The following is an 18431-nucleotide window of genomic DNA, read 5'->3' on the forward strand; positions in this document are numbered from 1 at the left end:
TGGGCATCCAATAAAAATTTATTGCCGACCATTCATCAGTTCTTAAGTTTTGTGAGCTTCGTACAAAAACTGATCCATTTTTTGAAAATACGTGTTTGGCCATTAGGCCCTGGCTGATTAACCGTTCGTTTTTTGATTTGTTATTGTCCATTGCGTAAATGTTTTTTATATCTGTTTCTTCCCATATTAAACACCCCAACTTTAATTCCAACTCCGGCAGAAAATCCATTTATATTTCTGAGTCCATCCCTACTCAAGTCTATATTACTTGAAAATCTATAGCGCATCCCAACTTCCAATTGTAGATATCTTGATACGTTGAACAACATGTTCATCCCTGGTTCAACCACAAAAACTGCATCAGCATCTTCTTCATAAAAATCTTCGTCAAAACGATCTTCGGTTAGATATCCAACACCTCCCGCTCCTATAAGCATAGGAAAAGAAAGATTTACCCATGATTTACTAAAAAGTATGGGTTCCAAGTGTAGTCCTCCATAAGCGCCTATAAGATCTTCGTTTATGGCTTGGGGGTTGTCTTTTTCGGAATATAAAAATACCCCTGCAAAACCAACCTCAAATTTCCTGTTGGCCACGTACGCAACTTTCAAGCTTCCCAAATAGGTACTGTTGCCGTCAATTTCACCCAAACTAGTTGTGAGTCCCAAGTAAACCCCATGCACCACATTCCTACGATCATTAAATTCAATGTAATTGTCATCCTCTTCAGTCTGAGCCGCAGAAATACATGTAAAAAGCAGTAAAATCGGTAATAATAATTTGTTTTGATTCATCGTTTTTCGATTTGTTACTCGCTACGTAAATGTTTTTTATACCGATTTCTGCCCATATTAAACACCCCTACTTTAATCCCTATACCTCCCGAAAAGCCATTGATTCTGGATAATGGATTAAATTCCAAATCCAGTTTGCTCGAAAAACGGTACTTCACTCCCGCTTCCAGTTGAAGATATCTGGATACATTAAAAAGAATGCTCATCCCCGGTTCCAGGACAAAAATGGCATCAATATCATCTTCATCAATATTTTCGTCAATCCTATCATCAAAATTATTCCCCAAATATCCAACACCTCCAGCTCCGATAAGTATGGGAAAGGAGAGGTTTACCGCCGACTTACTGAAAAGAATAGGCTCCAGGTGCAACCCGCCATAGGCTGCAAGTAGATCTTCATTGGTGGTCAATGGGTTATCCTGCTCGGAGTAAAGAACGGACCCCACAAATCCAACTTCAAATTTTCTATTGGCCACATAAGCCACTTTTAAACTCCCTATATAAGTGTCTTTGCTGTCAATTTCTCCAAAGTAGGTACTCAATCCAAGGTAGACTCCGTGGACCACATTTCTTCGGTCATTAAATTCAATAAAGTCGCCTTCTTCCTCCGTTTGCGCCCAAGTAAAGCTGGTAAAGGCCAGCAGAATTAACAGTAATTTGTTCCGATTCATCGTTTTTTGATAAGGTTGCTGATTTAAAGACAAGTGCATTTGTAAAAGGTTGCATAAACACTGTCATTTTTTATAAAAAAATTCAATTATCTGACATTCAATATATTAATCTGTAAGAACGATTACTCCTTTTATCCCATTTATGGAGAAATCACCTCGTGACCCATTTCCATATGTAGCTGTAATCTCCCTAATTTTCTTTCCAGCGTTGGTCACATTGGTCTTAATATTGCCAAAAGATTTTGGCACTCTTAAAAGCCCTTGTTCCAAGGTTGCCCTAAAGTTAAATGCCAAGCCAGAAATGTCCATGTTTATTTGTGATGACTCCTGAACAATATCTATTTCGGCATCTGATTTAAGAATTTCATGAATCTCAACTTCGGCAATTCTCAGTGTTAGGAACATTTCATTTTCTATACTGCTGATATCCACATTTGAAAATTTAAAGTCTCCTCGTAAACTCCCAGCCCTCTCTAAGTTAACTTCATCCTTGCTAGAGTACAGCTCCAAATTAGACACCTCATTGAGCTTAATGTTACTGCCACTGCTTATAATCTTCAGCTTTTGGGCATTTTCTATGTCGATGGCACCATTGTTCATTTTTATATTTCCATACCCCATTCTACGGCTGTTCAATTTCCCAAAGCGCATGTCAACCTTTGCAGTGGACACGTCTTCGTTGATCCATATATCTCCATGTTGAACATTGGCATCCAAATCTCCGTTCCAAGCACTTATAATTACATCCCCAAACTTATTGGTAATGCCGAGTTCCGCATTTAATGGCATATAGACCTCATAGTCTATTTGAATATTGGACTTATCAAAGTCAAATGGATTGGCTTTGTTAAAATATCTTGAGAAGAGACTTGAGCTTTTATCCACAATCTCCGAAGTGACCTTAATAAAATCTCCGGCCAGGGTAACTTTTGGCTGAATTCTATCCAAAAGCTTTTTTGCGTTTTCATCCTTTCTATGGGTCACTTTGATGGCAATGGATACCTTTAGTTCTTCTTTATCCCAACCATTGATGACCACATTACCATATTTGTTTTCAATCTGAACTGTACCCGTTGGGGAAAGGTCATAGGTCTTTTCCCATTTTTTGGAACGCTCGCTTTGTGCAAATACAGTTAGGGTAAGAAGACCCAGTAGCACGGTAAGTACTGTATTTTTATAATATATACCCTTCATAATCCATTTCATTTTTAGAAGCATTGATCTGTTTGAGTAAATTCTCGATTAGTTCAATACGTTTTTTATAATTGTTCACAATGGCTTCCAAAACCAGCTCATTGTCCAAATTGTTCTGCATTTCCAATTTTAGTTGTTCATACTCCTTATCCAATTCATCCATAAAGGATAAAAATTCTTCTTTGTCCTTGGTTTCCAAGCTGGGATGGTTCTTGACCAGTTGCACTTGCTGATGTACCAAATTCTTATAGTGCATATCTATTTCAAACAGCTCTTCTGTGGCATACCCATCCAAACCATCGGAAGCCGGATTGCCTATGGTCAAAAAAGCAGTTAAAGACAATCCTATCAAAAGGATTATCGAAGCAGCAATACGCAACTTGCTAGACCTCCATAATGGAATTACTTTTCCTTTTTCCTCCTCATCCAACTGGGAAGTTATATTTCCCCACAGCTTATCCTTGTCCACCTTGTGAACATCAAAAGCTTGTTTGTTCTCCTTTATGTATTTTTCAAAATTGTCCATCATAGTTCATTTACAATTTGAATAAGTTTCTTTTTGGCTCGATGATATTGTGACTTGGATGTAGATGTAGATATACCCAGTATTTCACCAATTTCCACATGATCGTACCCTTCTATCAAGTACAGTGTAATTATTTGCTTGTACCCTTCTGGTAATTGTCCAAGCCCTATTTTTATCTTTTCAATTTCCAAATCAGGAATAACCTCAGCATTACCATCTTCAACAGGTTCGGCCTCATTTTCCAAAGAGGACAGCAAGAGTCGCTTCGCTTTTAAATGATTGATACTCCTATTGATCACAATCCGCTTTAACCAAGCTCCAAAAGTGCTTTCAAACCTAAAAGTGTCCAACTTTTTAAAGGCTTCCACAAAACTCTCTTGTAAAACATCTTCGGCGTCTTCCCTAACCGTCAACAAACGCATAGCAACATTGAACATAGCATCCACATACAGCCCATACAACTGATATTGGGCGTTTCTGTTTCCTTCCTTGCTCTGTTCCACCAATGCTTGGTGTGTAAATCGTACGTTTGCTTCCAAAAATCCTGGACGGTTATTCAATGACAGCTAAAAATAATTCTTATTCATCTATTCCAAAGACAAATCAAAAATTGAAGGGTTGCACCAAAATGCTTTTTAATAAAAAAACCTCCAACTTTCGTTGAAGGTCCTTGGTATTTTGGTTTGGTTAAATCTTATTCCAACTTTACAATAATAAATTCCGATCTACGGTTAACATCATGCTCCTCAGTGCTACACTTGACTCCATTTTTACAGTGATTCAATAGAATTTTTTCTCCATATCCAATGGCACTTTCTATACGATGGGCCTGGATTCCTTGAGAAACAATGTAACTTCCAGTAGATTTTGCTCTTTTATCTGATAGGGTCTCATTGTACCTGTCACTACCTCTTGAATCTGTATGTGCTTCAATTTTGATGACCATTTTAGGATATTCTTTCATCACTTCCACAATCTTGTTGAGCTCTTGGGCGGCATCTGGCCGGATATCGGCTTTGTTCAAGTCAAAGTAAATGTTATCAATCTTGATTTTTAGCACCCCATTTTCACGAACAATCAATTTATTGAGTTCTTTGGTGATTTCCATGGGCACATTGTTCACAAAATCTTTGTCGGTGGTTGTATTGAAAGTTTTTTCGTTGGATATAAAACCCTCTTTGCTGATTTGAACGCTATATTTTGCTTCACAATCCAAAACTGTAGTAAAACTAAATGCGCCATAAGGGTCAGTGGCAGTTCTTTCCAATGATGCACCACCTGCTGACACCAATTCTACCACCACATTCACCATAGGTTGCGCATTGGCCTTTCGGATTACACTCCCTTCTACGGTCTGCTCACAGGCTTCTTCCATACGTTGGAACGAATAAATATCATCGTCTCCTTTTCCTCCTTCCCTATTGGAAGAAAAATATCCGCGCTGTGTAGCTTCGTTTACGATGTAGGCAAAATCATCCCGATTACTGTTCAAAGGGTTGCCCAAATTGTTGGGTGTCCCAAAGCCATCCCTGCCCAATTCGCTTTCAAAAACATCCAAACCTCCAAGGCCTAAATGTCCATCTGAAGCAAAGTATAATTTCTCCTCAGTGATAAAAGGGAACATTTCCCTACCGCTGGTATTGATTGTGGGCCCTAAATTTCTAGGTTGTGAAAAACTCCCATCCCTAAGGATGTCCACAACAAATATGTCGGTACCACCAATACTACCTGGCATATCCGATACGAAATATAATTTTTTGCCATCAGGGCTTAGGGCAGGTTGCCCAACGGAATACGCTTCACTATTAAAGGAAACTTCAGTGGCACTTGTCCATTCCCCACCCTGAAGCTGGGAAGTGTACATCTTTAAATGATTGGTGCCCTCTCCATCTCTACCCAATGTTTGGTTGGAATAGTTGTTTCTGGTAAAATAAATCACATTCCCTTCTGGGATGAAACTGGCAACAGCTTCATGGTATCTTGTATTCAGAATTGGAGAAAACTGTTCTACCTTGGCCAAATCGGAGCCCAAATCATTGGTATCGGCCATAAAGAAGTCTAAATATGGTTGTTGGTTCCACTCATAAACCCGAGTTTCATACAGTAAGGAATCCCTACTTGATGAAAACACAATTTTGTCCTTGTAATAAGCTGTTCCAAAGTCTGCTACCGGGGTGTTGATGGCCAAGTTGGCAATATAAAATTGAGGTTGTCTGTTCAGCAACTCATCCAAGGCTTCATCGTTGTTCTTCAATTGGTCAACCTCAAATTTTGATACATCCAGTTTTTGGGTGTAAATTTTCATGATGGCCTTGGCCAGTTTGTAATTGCCAACACCTTTTAAGGCGTGCACATACCTAAATGCATACTCTGGTTCCAACACATTTTCATATTTTGAAAACAACATTCCATACCATTTAGCCGCATTTTCCATATCCGTATTGAAAAAATAAGCATCTCCCAAACGCTGCAAAACATGTTGGGAATCGTCTCCTTTCTGTACAAGACTTTCATATTGTTTGGCCGCTCTTACATACAAGAGGTTGTCAAAATTGATGTCGGCATCGTTATACTTTAATTGGGCCTGTACAGCAAAGACCATCAAAAAAAGAAGTGCGGTTATGTTGGTTCTTGTCGCTTTCATCTTAGTAAAATCTTGGGGATTTAAGTCGTTTTTCCACGGTCTTGAATTCATACCTCAAAAACACCTCATGTGTACCACTGGTATAACTTCTTAAATCTGATGTTGTTAGATCATAGGCATAGCCAACACTTAGGTCTGGGGAAATCTGAAGCCCCAAAAGTGCGGAAAAGGAATCATCCCACCGATAAGCCAGACCCGCGGTAAAGGTTTCCATTAGCATGACATTTGCCGAAATATCAGCAATAATCGGAGCACCAGGAACCCATTTTACAAAGAAGGCAGGCTTAAATTTGATATCCGGGGTAAGATCAATGATCTTTCCACCCATCAAAAAGTAATGCAACCGTTCCGTGGCTATTTCTTGTTCTTGCCCTTCATAGTGATCTTGTGAAAAGAAATTGGGCACAGCCAAACCTAAATAACTTTCGGCCGTATGGTAGTATACTCCAGCCCCTATGGTCGGAAAAAATTTGTTTTCAATATTATTTTGAAAGGCTACATCAGGATTCTCCACCAAACCTTTGGTAAAATCCACATTAAAGAGTCTTCCCCCTCCTTTTAATCCAAAAGAGAGTTTTTTATCGTTCTCATCCAATTTTAGGGTATATGAAAAATTGGCATCCACAAAAACTTCTGAAGATGGTCCCAAGGCATCGTGCGAAAGCACAAGTCCAAGACCTACATTATTCCCCATTGGACCATCTACGGCCAAAACCTGGGTATTAGGTGCCCCATTGACACCGACCCATTGTGAACGGTGCATCAACAATGCAGTTAAATGCCCCCTAGAACCAGCATATGCTGGATTTACACTCAAAGTATTGTACATATACTGCGTAAACTGCGGGTCTTGCTGTGCGGATACTATATAGGACATCAGTAGTAGAGCCAGGGAACAGATATATTGTAATTGCTTCTTCATTGGTGTTGTTTTTTTGACCGTTGCGCTACCCATTTTGTTATCGATTTATATATAACCAATCTGTTCTTGGCTCTGAGCCATCTCCTAAGTCCAGGACATAATAATATGTCCCCACCGGTAGCAAATCTCCTTTCTGAACGGTAGCACGGCCGTTTGAAGTGCCGTCCCAGTCATTATTATAGGAGCGTTGTTCATACACAATGTTCCCCCAGCGATTATATACTTGGAGTACATTTTTCGGGTATCTTGAGATACAGTCAATCTTAAAGAATTCGTTAACCCCATCACCATTTGGTGAGAACTCATTAAATACAGTCAAACATGAAGGTTCCACTTCTGCCTGATCAGAATTATTGGTGTCATTGACATCCAATTGGTCCACATAGGCCAGACTTGCCGTGTTTAGATAGTCATTGACATCCAATACTTCCACGGTAAGCTGTAAATTGGCAGTCCCCAAGGCATCAATTGAATTTATCTCCCAAAAACCTGAAACCTCATCATAGGCACCATCTGATGCTTGGGATGTAATCAATCTGTATCCTGAAGGTAATTGCTCTTCTATTCCAATATTAGTTGCGGCTACACTACCTTGATTCATCGCCGTAATCGTGAAGACCACTTCTCCTCCAATGTTTGGCGAAGTATTGTCCACTGTTTTGGTTATTGCAACATCTGTGGTTTGTGGTGTAACAAAAGCTATGGCCTCATCATCATCACCAATTCCGTCCGCCAAGTCATCCACGTCAATCCCTTGGTTTGGATTACTGTCCGGATCTGCTAAATCAGTAGCGGTAATGGTTGCTACGTTCAAATACTCGTCCGCAGTTCCAGTAGGTCTGTTTACCGTTGCCAATATGACCAAGGTTTCTGTATTTTGATTGAAAATAGTACCGTTAATGTTCCAAATTCCAGTGACTTCGTTGTACGTTCCAGCGGTTGCAATGTGAGACTGATAGGTATAACCCGATGGCAACTGATCGGTTATCACTACCCCTGTTGCATCACTTGATCCATTATTGGCGATGATGATGGTAAACTCAACCACATCACCAACATTGGGAGTGGCATTGTCCACTGTTTTTGTAAGTTCAAGGTCAGACAATCCGTTGGGAACGGGAAGTACAGTATCTTGGTCATCCTCAGTGTTCAAATTGTTATCTGGTGTTGAATCAGGATCAAAAGTATCCATGGCTATCAACTCGGCGGTATTTCTATATTCTCCGCTGGCCAATACCGTAGCTGTTATTTGAAGTGTTTCAGAAGCGCCATTCGTAATATTGGGCAGTGCCCAAGCTCCTGAAATTTCATCATAAACTCCTGCAGATGTTATAGCAGAAACAAAACCATAACCTGTAGCCAATACATCTTCAATCACTAACCCCGAAGCATCATTGGGACCGGCGTTATTTACAGTAATCGTAAATACGATTTGTTCACCCACCAATGGACTTAGATTATCCACTGTTTTTGAAATTGAAATATCGGTAACCGTTCTTGGTGTTATGGACTGTTCATCCTGATCATCTTCTGAAAGAACATTGTTCCCAGGCGTGGAATCAGGATCCAGTTGAAGGGAAGCAATCACCTCAGCATTATTGTTATAGTTCCCAGAAGCATTTACTTGGGCAACTATGTTCAAGTTTGCACTATTCCCTCCAGTTATTGTTCCAACATTCCATAATCCGCTGGCACTACTATAGGTTCCTCCAGAATCGTCAGAGACATAAGTATATCCCGATGGAAGAGCGTCAGAAACCACAACACTTGTTGCATCACTTGGACCGTCATTGGTAACGGTTACGGTGAAAGTTACATTGGAGCCAACATCCGGAGATGCATTGTCCACGGTTTTATCCAAGTCTAAATCTGCAGCGGGAATTGGTGTTGTACCTGCGCTATCCTGGTCATTTTCAAAGATGTTGTTGTTGTTTGGTGTGGAGTTCGGGTCCAAGTTATTAGACGAGAATACCTCGGTCACATTGAAATAGTCTCCTAATGGATTAACCGTAGCAATAATATTCATGGTCTCCGTGGTTCCATTTGGAATAACCCCATTCAATTCCCATATGCCTGTATTTGGGTCATAAACCCCAGCAGTTCTATTGTTGGAAATATAAGTATATCCTGTGGGCAACAAATCTTGCACCTCTACTCCTGTGACATCACTTGGTCCATTGTTTGTAATACTGATATTGAAAATCACTTCTTCACCCACCAACGGACTCAAAATATTTACAGATTTGCGAAGCACTAAATCTGAAACCAAAACCGGGACAGGGGCCACAGTTTGCTGATCATCTTCGGTATCATCATTATTTGCAGGGGTCGAATCCACGTCGGTTTCGGTCAACCCTGTCAATTCGGCAATATTGGTATAATCCCCAGCGGCCAGCACATTTGCCGTTATCACAAGAGTTTCCAAAGCGGTATTGGCCAAATTTCCAATAGTCCAAGAACCATTTAAAGGTTCGTACACCCCATTGGATGGCACAGCACTCACGAAAGCATATCCCGACGCCAAGAAATCCGTGACAACAACATTGGTGGCATCATTGGGGCCATCATTTTGTACGGTTATGGTAAATACAATTGGATCACCCACATTTGGGGTAAGATCATCAGCTGTTTTTGTAACGGAGATATCAACAAGCGGTGCGGCATTAATGATTACTTGGTCTTGATCATCTTCACCTGCCACTCCATTATTTGGTGTGGAGTCACTGTCCGTTTCACCCTGGGCAGTAATTTCAGCAATATTGGTATAGTTTCCGGTTGGATTTACGGTTGCGGTAATGTTCAAACTTGCATTACCTCCATTGGTCATAGCTCCAACATTCCAAATTCCAGTCGCATCATCATAATCTCCACCTCCATCATCAGAAACATAGGTAAATCCTGTTGGTAATTGATCCGTTACCTGGATTGCGGTGGCATCGCTTGGCCCTGTATTGAAAACCGTCAACGTAAATACCACATTTGTATTCACCGTTGGATTCGTATTATCTACATTTTTAGTCAAAGAAAGATCCACCAAAGCTGTTGGGGTTATGGTAACCTCATCTTGATCATCCTCTGCTAAAACACCATTACTGGGTGTGGAATCAATATCGAAAGCATCCGAAGCAGTAATTTGAGCTGTGTTCACGTAATTTCCAGAAGCGTTTACTAACACATCTATGATCAAGGTTTCTGAATCCCCGGCTGTAACGGTTCCCACTTGCCATTCACCAGTTGTATCATTGTAGATTCCAGTGGTAGCGCTATATAAAACATAGTCAAACCCTGTTGGCAGCAAATCTGTTACCACAACATTGGTAGCGTCATTAGGTCCAGCATTAGAGATGGTTATCTCGAAACTTATTTCATCGCCAACAATGGGGGTAATATCATTATCGACCACAGTTTTTACCAAAGACAGATCTGCCTGTTCCGGTGCCACCGTAATAGCATCTTCATCATCCTCACTCTGATCCCCGTCATCATTATTTGGGGTGCTATCTAAATCAAATTCATTGCTGAAGGTGACTTCGGCAATATGTGTAAATTCTCCCAAAGCTCCTGTTGGCGTTTGCACTGTAGCATTAAAAGTAAGTACGGTTGTATTTGTTCCCACAGGAACCGTAAGTCCGGTCCAGGTAATAATCCCCGACCCAAAATTATAAGTTCCTCCATTGTTTATACCCGTAATGGTTCCGAATCCTGTTGGTACTAGGTTCTCCACTGAAACCCCTGTGGCATCAAAATCACCAAGGTTACTCAGGTTTACGGTAAATGTTACGATATCGCCCACGTCTGGAACTGTATTGCCAGCAAGCAATTGCAGTTCCAGATCAGTTCCTAAAATTGAGACTCCTACTGTATCAGACACTGATGAACATACCGCCGGGGACACAGTCCATTCAAAAACATAGGTTCCAGCTGTTGTGCCCGTAACCTCGGTATTTGGATCGTTTATATTTGTAAAAGTAACTGTGGTAGGGCCTGTTACCTGTGACCATGTTCCAGTGCTAGAAGGTGGTAATGTTGCATTTAAAAAAACAGAAGCTCCTTGATTTAAGGTTTGATCAGGACCCGCTTCAGGGGTGGGCACTGCGTTTACAGTAATTACAACATCATCAAATACGTTTGCTCCATCTCCACATAATGCACTTAACCGAAAAGTATACGTGTTTCCGCCAGTCATTCCAGTTATAGCTGTAGTAAGGTTAGAAGGGGAAACTATGGTCACTCCCGGCCCGCCTATTTGAGACCAAGTAGTACTTACCGTGCTATCAACGTCCAATCCAGTTATACTAAAACCTGATAGAGACGTTTCACATACAGTTTGGTCCAAGCCCGCAAATACTCCGCAATTTTGAGCATGTCCAAATTGAAACGAGGCTAGCAAAAACAAAAAAAACAAGAAAAAGTTTCCTTTTTTTTGGTGGGTTACGGATGTGTTCATAGTCAATGAAAATGAGGTTTTCTTCCTTGTGGGAATACTCAAACATATCCACTACGACCCGTTAAAAGGAATATATGTTGTATTTCATCGATCATTTGTTGTGAAACATCGGATAAATGATGGAAGCTTTTTTATTATTTAGTCCAATTTTGACAACATGGGGCTCTTTCTTCTATTTTTTGACCCTATTCCAAGCTTCAAAATAATTGATTGTTAGAAGGTTACATTCACAAGAAGTTCAAGGCTGGCTATAATTACCTCCTCTCCTAACCAACTTCAAAAATGATGTGAGAAGGGGCAAAAACCAATTGGAAGTCAAAAAGTGTTTTTTAGTGGCTTGGCAGAACAAAAGCCAAGGCTTTCAATCCTAGTTATCCAAATTAAAATTGGTCAATTTTTGCTTGAGAGATTCAACCTGACTTTCCAATTCTTGGATATAATCTTCCCGTTCTTGATTCATTTTAGCAACATCCTCAAAACTATATCTAGGTGTTATATGTTGAGGGCAATTCCAGTCAAAAGCCTTTATATGAAATATAAAAATCCGCTCCGCTTTGTAGTCGTAATCCAATTCCAGTTTTTCAGCCAATTCTCTATTTTCTTTGAGGGAAACTGTTTCAGCTTTGGCATAAATTTTTAACCTTGCTCGATTAACATAATCCATAAGGATCAACGCAACTTTTTTATGTGTTTTCACATTTCCTGTTGAGATGTATTGTTTGTTGCCAGTAAAATCCAAAAACGCCAAAGTTTTTACATCAATCATCTTCAAGAAGCCTTTGGGCCCGCCTCTGTGCTGAATATAGGGAAAACCGTTTTCCCCAAATGATGCCATATAAAAACTGTCCCTTTCTTGAATAAAACTCATTTCTCTATACGACAATCCATCGGGCAATTCCATACGTTCCATACGTTCATAGGCATGTCTGCTCCCTTGCTCTTCCTGAATTTCCTTGATGGTGTCTGTAAAAGCTAATCTTGAATAGTTCATTTATTCTTCTTTTAAATGAATACATCGTACTGGTGGGCCCCAACCCTTTGGAGCATTCTGTGATACCAATAAATTATAATCACTACTTGCGCCTCCAAGCTCCGCCGACTTTTCCTTAAAAACCACGGTGCCAATTCTATGAAATCTAATAACGTAACTGCACATAACACAAGGTTCTTTTGTAGTGAACAGAGTGGCATTTGACATATCTTTTCCCAAAGTTTTTCGCGCTTCCCTAATTACCTCCATTTCGGCATGGCAGCTAACATCTTGTTTTGTAGCTCCGGCTTCCTCGGCCTCCGCTACAATTTTGTTGTCAACAACAATTAAGCTACCCACTGGACTGTTTCCTTTAGTAGCGGCTTGACTCGCCAATTCTTCGCACCGAGCCATGAAATTTTGGGCATTCTCCATAATATCCCCTTAGCCTTTAAAACTATAAAAACCTTACAAAAAAGATTTCGTGGAATCAACCAATCGTGATATGCAAAAAAAGGAAGTCAAAATTTCAGTTTCTCGTATAAAAACCTTTGGTTATTATTGAACCCATACCCGTTTAAGAACAACTTTTCAACAAGTAAATTATATTGCCGATTCTCTACAAGTTCTTTAAACAATCATTGGGATTGATGTAATTTTTATATAACAAAAACTTCTAAAGAAAATAGTCCTCATAATTTACAAGGATTTGGCGCGATCGAACAACTTTTATAATTTAAGGCCAAAATTTAACCTCAGTGGGCCAAGAAAATTTTGGTGATTTATCCGATAAAAATCTTTTGTCATTGATAAAAGAAGGAAACCAAATGGCCTTTCGCCAATTGTATCATAGGCATTGGGAAGGATTGTATTCATGCACTATAAATGTGCTTAAGGACAAAGGGCAAACTGAGGATGTTCTACATGAAGTATTTGTCAACATTTGGACCAAACGGGATAAACTCGACATCCAAAACGTTAAGGGATATCTCTTTAGGGCGGTAAGGAATCAAGCGCTAATGAAAATCCGAAATGAAAGGTTCATCGACCTACATGAAGAAACCATTCGGCAATTGTCCCTTTCCCCAAAAGCTGAACAAAACCTTGCGGAAAGTGATTTGAAGTTCAAAATAGGACAAGCGGCAAAATCCCTCCCCGCCAGATGCAAGGCTATTTTTTTTATGAGTCGATACCAAGAATACTCCATAAATGAAATTGCCCAACATTTTAATATTTCGCATAGAACGGTAGAAAATCAGTTACATATTGCGCTGAAGCATATTCGCAGTACTTTGGGCAATGTTATATCCTTACTCCTCTTTTTCACTTTTTAGCAAATTTTTTGAGGTCCCGTTTGAGAGGTCCAACGTATAATTTTTATTTTTTTCATTTTTTTATGTGAGTCATCCCCTTCCTTTTGCATCATATAGGTACAAGGGATGATATGACTAAAAAAGAATTTTTTGATCTACTAGTAAAGTTTGAGCAAGGCAAATGCTCAAAAGAAGAAGAAAATCTACTTTTCAATTTTTATGAATCCTTTCAGAAGGATAATGTTATGGATTCATGGAACCTACCTGAAAAAGAACAGGCCAAAATCCGTTTGTTGGATAGAATTGGCCATAGCATTGCAAATGATGAAACGCCTCAAAAGAGAAAATGGGTGTTGACCAAACTCTCCAGAGCAGCTGCCATTTTTATTGGACTTATTGGACTAGGGTACATTTATCTTCAGATTTCCTCCCAACCAGAATTGACCATACCGGAAGGTGCCATTACACTTGAGCTACAGGATGGGAGCATTAAGATAATACAGGAAACCGGGGACGAAAAAGTCTTAGATCAAAATGGAAAAGTCATTGGTGAGCAAAAAGGCAATCAATTGGTCTATAATGAAGTCAACACAAAAGAACTGGTTTTATAATACCCTGACGGTCCCTTATGGAAAAACATTTGAGCTTCTTTTATCGGATGGCACAAAAGCCCATTTAAATGCTGGATCTTCCCTCAAATATCCTGTTCAATTTTTGAACGGTATGGAAAGAAAGGTGTTTGTTTCTGGAGAGGTTTTCTTGAATGTTGAGAAAGATAAGGACCATCCCTTTGTTGTAGGTGCGGATGATTTAAATGTAAGGGTATTGGGTACCCAGTTCAATGTACATGTATATCCGGAAGACGAAGTAGCCGAAGTTGTACTGGTAGAAGGTGCTGTGGCCTTATACCCAGAAAATGAGGCATACCATACCGATACAAGCACAAGACTGGAACCAGGTTTTAAAGCAAGTTTTGATAAAACAGATAAAAAAATAGAGACAGAAGCTGTAATGACCGATATCTACACCTCATGGATGCACGGGGAGCTGGTATTCAGAAATATGTCGTTTAACAACATCCTCAAAAAACTGGAAAGACAATATAATGTCAACATCATAAACAATAACGAAGGCCTTTCATCTGAAAAGTTCAACGCAAGTTTTGGAAGCAAAACCTTTGATCAAGGAAGTCTTGGACGAACTAAAAACGATGTATCATATCACCTATTCCATTGAAGGGGATACTATCATAATCAACTAATACAACAACTAACATAAAACCAAAATATGCCTATGACTAAAATTTAAAGATAAGATTACACAAAAGACCATTCACGTTTTACCCAGTAATTTAATCTTGGGCAAAAAAAAATCGGAAAATGAGGCAACATTTTCCGATTGTGCAAACGTGATCAAACAAAAGTTTAACCACAATTCTAACACTATAAAAGTATGAAAAAACCGCTTATAACCACAAGTGGGGCCAATACGTTATTAAAATTCCGACCTCAAGATGAAGCTAAGTGTCCTGTTCATTTTTGTTGCCCTGTTCACTTTACAGGCCAACGACACTTATGCCCAACGAACCAAGATTACCATGAACTTATCCAATATTACGGTGGGCGAGTTCTTGGATAAAATTGAGAACAGCACAGAATATCGCTTTATTTATAAGATCAGGGAAGTTGATTTAAATCGAACAATCGATATAACTGCTAAAAACGAACTGATTAACGCTATTCTACAACGGGTTTTTAGAGATTCAAAAACAAAATATGATATTATTAAAAAGCGAATCTACCTCACCGAAAATAAAGGCAAAAAATCGACTGCCACCAAATCAAAAACAAGCCCTCCACCTTTACCACAATTTACAATCAATGGAAATGTAGTTGACGACAAAGGTCAGCCATTGCCCGGGGCCAGTATCGTTGAAAAAGGCACAACCAATGGAACTTCAACAGATTTTGACGGTAATTTTCAGCTGAATGTAAGTGATGAAAATGCCATACTGGAAGTTTCCTATATCGGTTTCACCCAAAAGGAAGTTGCTGTGAACGGACAAGCAAACCTTACCATTTCCTTATTGGAAGATTCTGCAAAACTCGAAGAAGTTGTTGTGGTTGGCTATGGTACCCAAAGTAAAACACGGGTTACTGGAGCCATTTCAAGTTTGGATGTTGCCGAAACTGAAAAAACCGGCTTCTTATCCACAGATGATGTTCTGCAAGGTAGAATTTCTGGAGTTCAGATTGCCTCAACCTCAGGTAATCCAGGAGGGCAACAACGCATCAACATCAGGGGAATAGGATCATTGCAAGGAAACAACCAACCTTTGGTTGTCATTGATGGAATTCCCATTAACACTACAGATCCATCCAATTTAAATCGTAACACTCCCGGTTCCGTCAACGTTTTTGGCGAAGTCAACAATCAAAGTCCGCTTGCTTTGTTAAATCCAAATGATATTGAAAGTATTGATGTACTAAAGGATGCCTCCTCTACTGCCATCTATGGGTCTAGGGGTACAAATGGAGTTATCATCATTACCACAAAAAAAGGAAAGGCTGGTAAAGCAAAAGTCAACATTTCCTCCTATGCAGGAATCCAGTTTGCTCCTGAGAAAATAGAAACAGCACCTACTGCTTTATGGCTTCAGGTAAATAATGAAGCTAGAAACAACTTCAATATAGATCAGGGGTTGTCAAGCGGAGATGCTGGTTTCTTGGCTCCGTTGGATAATCCTTTGGCTCCAGGGCAAACCGAATATGACTGGACTGGTGGCATCACTAATTCAACCTCCAACATCCAAGATCACAATGTATCCATTAACGGAGGGAACGAGAACACCAGATTCTATGCCTCTCTTGGCTATTTCAATCAAGATGGGTGGTTTAGGAAGAATAATTTCGAAAGACTGTCGAACAAACTTAATGTGGAACATCGGTTTAGCGACCACGTAAAATTTGGCATCAATTTTATTGGGAATTATATTGAAAACAGTAGGGTAGCCAGCCATGAAGGGGGATTGCGTTTGTTGATCAGGTCTTTGGAGCAACGTCCTGCCGATCAGCCATTCCATCCCGATGGAAGTTATAACATTGGTGGCTCCCCAACCTTGACCAGACACAACGGGGTACAGGTAATCAATGAACAGGAATCCAGTTATAAAACCTATAGGGGAATCATAAATGCGTTTGCTGAATTCAAGCTGTTTAAAGGCTTTTCTTATACGCCCTCCTTTAACATTGATTATGGCACCTACCATGACAACACTTATCGTTCTCCACTACATCCGAGAGGAAGAAGGGTCAATGGCCAAATCTTCGATTCAAGGAATATACTGACCAACGTCTTGGTTGAAAACCTCTTCAATTATCAAAAAAGCTGGGAGAACTTTGACCTTAAGGTCGCTGCGGCCCATTCATTTCAAAAACAGACTATTGAATCCACATTAATTGATGCCCGGAATTTTCCATCTCCATCATTCACCGCTATTTCTTCTGCAGCTGAACAATTCGCATTTGGTTCAAAAGTTGAAAATGCCCTGGATTCTTATTTGGGTAGAATCTCAGGAACTTTGAAGGATCGGTATTTAGCGGATGTGGCTTTCCGAAGAGATGGATCCTCAAGATTTGCCAGCGGTAAAAAATATGGAAACTTCCCATCTGTTTCTTTAGGGTGGATCATTTCCAGGGAACCTTTCTTTAAAGAAAACGATTTTCTTACATTTTTAAAGGTCAGGGGGTCCTATGGGGTTACCGGAAGCACTAGTAGTATTGGCAATTACAGCTCATTGGCCTTGGTCTCAGGAGGAGCTGATTATTTGGGATCTAGTGGATTGTCAGCCAATCAATTGGCCAACCCTGATTTAACTTGGGAACAGTCCAGTTCCTATAATTTCGGATTGGACTTGAGGTTGTTAAAAGACAGAGTTTCCCTAACTGCTGAATACTATACTAAAAAAACGGACGATCTTTTATATGATCGCCCTGTTCATGGAACCACAGGATTTACCACATTCTCAGAAAACATCGGGAGTTTAAATAGCAATGGTTTTGAATTGGGAATTAACGCCTCTTTAATTCAAAATGAGAGCTTTTCATGGAATCTAGATTTCAATGTGGCAACTGCCAAGAATGAATTGACCTCATTAATAGGGGAAGCACCAATTCCTCTGGGTTATAATGTCCTCCAGGTTGGTGAATCCATCGGAGCTTTGTATCTGTTAAAGCAATTGGGCATTTATCAGTCAGATGCTGAAGTTCCAGCTGCCTTGGCCGCTAACGGTGTTCGGGCCGGTGATGTCATTTTCGATGACGTAAATGGGGATGGACAGATCAATGCCAGCGACAGACAGATTGTTGGCAATGCATTCCCAGATGTATTTGGAGGAATCAATAACACTTTTAGATACAAAAATTTCGACATGACCATTTTTTCCAACTTTTCCATTGGAAATGATATTTACTCTGCCTGGAGATCCGGAGGATTTTTATCGGGAGGTTCTGCCGGTTCAATTCGCGTTGGTGGTGGTGTTGAGGGTCTAGGTTTTTCCCAATTTGGATTATTGAAGGAAACGGCCGAAAACCGTTGGACTGGTCCCAATACCAGCAATACTGTGCCTAGGGCCATAGCTGGTGGCACGGGAGCTGCATTCCATAACAACCAAGCATCGTCAAGATGGGTGGAAGATGGATCTTTCTTCAGGATCAAGAACATAACGCTAGGATATACGTTGCCGAAGGATGTTTCCAACAAATTGTCCGTTGATTTATTGCGGTTTTATGTAACCGGGAATAACCTGTTTACGTTTACCGATTACTCCGGTTATGATCCCGAAGCTTCAGATAGCTCTGACCCAAGGACCTTTGGTGCAGACTTCTTGACCGCACCTCCTTTGAGGACAGTAATCCTGGGATTGAATTTGAATTTTTAACCAAAAAGAAA

At 40.0% G+C, this 18431-nt stretch carries 14 protein-coding genes; 4 read left to right on the top strand and 10 right to left on the bottom strand.

From position 1 onward, the window contains the following. Positions 1 to 140: 140 nt before the first annotated feature. The 10 genes from ACOQO1_RS11775 to ACOQO1_RS11820 all read right to left on the bottom strand — a co-directional run bounded on the left by ACOQO1_RS11775 (position 141) and on the right by ACOQO1_RS11820 (position 12603). The gene (locus tag ACOQO1_RS11775) at positions 141 to 794 is read right to left on the bottom strand and encodes a hypothetical protein (RefSeq protein WP_420603076.1); all 654 of its coding nucleotides are present in this window, start codon (positions 792 to 794) and stop codon (positions 141 to 143) included. A 14-nt stretch (positions 795 to 808) separates the two neighbouring features. Then, positions 809 to 1465: a hypothetical protein gene (locus tag ACOQO1_RS11780; protein WP_420603077.1), complete on the bottom strand. Its 657-nt coding sequence runs from the start codon at positions 1463 to 1465 to the stop codon at positions 809 to 811. Between the two features lie 105 nt (positions 1466 to 1570). Further along, positions 1571 to 2659: a hypothetical protein gene (locus tag ACOQO1_RS11785; RefSeq protein ID WP_420603078.1), complete on the bottom strand. Its 1089-nt coding sequence runs from the start codon at positions 2657 to 2659 to the stop codon at positions 1571 to 1573. Beyond that, positions 2640 to 3188 carry a hypothetical protein gene (locus ACOQO1_RS11790; protein ID WP_420603079.1) on the bottom strand — a complete coding sequence of 183 codons (549 nt, stop codon included), beginning with the start codon at positions 3186 to 3188 and terminating at the stop codon, positions 2640 to 2642. The genes ACOQO1_RS11785 and ACOQO1_RS11790 overlap by 20 nt, the downstream gene beginning before the upstream one ends. Further along, positions 3185 to 3724, bottom strand: a complete 540-nt coding sequence (locus ACOQO1_RS11795; RefSeq protein ID WP_420603080.1) for an RNA polymerase sigma factor — start codon at positions 3722 to 3724, stop codon at positions 3185 to 3187. Before ACOQO1_RS11795 ends, ACOQO1_RS11790 begins: the two co-directional genes overlap by 4 nt. A gap of 155 nt (positions 3725 to 3879) precedes the next feature. Next, positions 3880 to 5829 (bottom strand): OmpA family protein, encoded by a 1950-nt coding sequence (locus tag ACOQO1_RS11800; protein WP_420603081.1) that lies wholly within the window; start codon positions 5827 to 5829, stop codon positions 3880 to 3882. A 1-nt stretch (position 5830) separates the two neighbouring features. Further along, a complete protein-coding gene (locus tag ACOQO1_RS11805) occupies positions 5831 to 6751 on the bottom strand; it encodes a type IX secretion system membrane protein PorP/SprF (RefSeq protein WP_420603082.1) in 921 nt (306 codons plus the stop codon). Between the two features lie 37 nt (positions 6752 to 6788). Beyond that, positions 6789 to 11198 (bottom strand): gliding motility-associated C-terminal domain-containing protein, encoded by a 4410-nt coding sequence (locus tag ACOQO1_RS11810; protein WP_420603083.1) that lies wholly within the window; start codon positions 11196 to 11198, stop codon positions 6789 to 6791. A 367-nt stretch (positions 11199 to 11565) separates the two neighbouring features. Next, complete coding sequence (locus tag ACOQO1_RS11815) at positions 11566 to 12189, bottom strand: pyridoxamine 5'-phosphate oxidase family protein (RefSeq protein ID WP_420603084.1); 624 nt, start codon at positions 12187 to 12189, stop codon at positions 11566 to 11568. Further along, positions 12190 to 12603 carry a nucleoside deaminase gene (locus ACOQO1_RS11820; RefSeq protein WP_420603085.1) on the bottom strand — a complete coding sequence of 138 codons (414 nt, stop codon included), beginning with the start codon at positions 12601 to 12603 and terminating at the stop codon, positions 12190 to 12192. A 323-nt stretch (positions 12604 to 12926) separates the two neighbouring features. Here ACOQO1_RS11820 and ACOQO1_RS11825 point away from each other — a divergent pair, with 323 nt between their 5' ends. The 4 genes from ACOQO1_RS11825 to ACOQO1_RS11840 all read left to right on the top strand — a co-directional run bounded on the left by ACOQO1_RS11825 (position 12927) and on the right by ACOQO1_RS11840 (position 18420). Continuing rightward, positions 12927 to 13502, top strand: coding sequence for an RNA polymerase sigma factor (locus tag ACOQO1_RS11825; protein ID WP_420603086.1), 576 nt, complete (start codon positions 12927 to 12929; stop codon positions 13500 to 13502). Positions 13503 to 13612: 110 nt separating this feature from the next. Further along, a complete protein-coding gene (locus ACOQO1_RS11830; RefSeq protein WP_420603087.1) occupies positions 13613 to 14092 on the top strand; it encodes a hypothetical protein in 480 nt (159 codons plus the stop codon). Beyond that, positions 14061 to 14717: a FecR family protein gene (locus ACOQO1_RS11835; protein ID WP_420603088.1), complete on the top strand. Its 657-nt coding sequence runs from the start codon at positions 14061 to 14063 to the stop codon at positions 14715 to 14717. Before ACOQO1_RS11830 ends, ACOQO1_RS11835 begins: the two co-directional genes overlap by 32 nt. A gap of 277 nt (positions 14718 to 14994) precedes the next feature. Then, positions 14995 to 18420, top strand: coding sequence for a SusC/RagA family TonB-linked outer membrane protein (locus ACOQO1_RS11840; protein WP_420603089.1), 3426 nt, complete (start codon positions 14995 to 14997; stop codon positions 18418 to 18420). Positions 18421 to 18431: the final 11 nt, after the last annotated feature.

Source organism: Flagellimonas sp. (genome assembly GCF_965222555.1).
Lineage (GTDB): Bacteria > Bacteroidota > Bacteroidia > Flavobacteriales > Flavobacteriaceae > Flagellimonas.

Bases quoted from the DNA above. Each gene is read 5' to 3' on its own strand.
- ACOQO1_RS11800 (WP_420603081.1), bottom strand. From the start codon at position 5,829: ATGAAAGCGACAAGAACCAACATAACCGCACTTCTTTTTTTGATGGTC.
- ACOQO1_RS11820 (WP_420603085.1), bottom strand. From the start codon at position 12,603: ATGGAGAATGCCCAAAATTTCATGGCTCGGTGCGAAGAATTGGCGAGT.
- ACOQO1_RS11805 (WP_420603082.1), bottom strand. From the start codon at position 6,751: ATGAAGAAGCAATTACAATATATCTGTTCCCTGGCTCTACTACTGATG.
- ACOQO1_RS11790 (WP_420603079.1), bottom strand. From the start codon at position 3,188: ATGATGGACAATTTTGAAAAATACATAAAGGAGAACAAACAAGCTTTT.
- ACOQO1_RS11835 (WP_420603088.1), top strand. From the start codon at position 14,061: ATGAAGTCAACACAAAAGAACTGGTTTTATAATACCCTGACGGTCCCT.
- ACOQO1_RS11810 (WP_420603083.1), bottom strand. From the start codon at position 11,198: ATGAACACATCCGTAACCCACCAAAAAAAAGGAAACTTTTTCTTGTTT.
- ACOQO1_RS11780 (WP_420603077.1), bottom strand. From the start codon at position 1,465: ATGAATCGGAACAAATTACTGTTAATTCTGCTGGCCTTTACCAGCTTT.
- ACOQO1_RS11775 (WP_420603076.1), bottom strand. From the start codon at position 794: ATGAATCAAAACAAATTATTATTACCGATTTTACTGCTTTTTACATGT.
- ACOQO1_RS11785 (WP_420603078.1), bottom strand. From the start codon at position 2,659: ATGAAGGGTATATATTATAAAAATACAGTACTTACCGTGCTACTGGGT.
- ACOQO1_RS11815 (WP_420603084.1), bottom strand. From the start codon at position 12,189: ATGAACTATTCAAGATTAGCTTTTACAGACACCATCAAGGAAATTCAG.
- ACOQO1_RS11830 (WP_420603087.1), top strand. From the start codon at position 13,613: ATGACTAAAAAAGAATTTTTTGATCTACTAGTAAAGTTTGAGCAAGGC.
- ACOQO1_RS11840 (WP_420603089.1), top strand. From the start codon at position 14,995: ATGAAGCTAAGTGTCCTGTTCATTTTTGTTGCCCTGTTCACTTTACAG.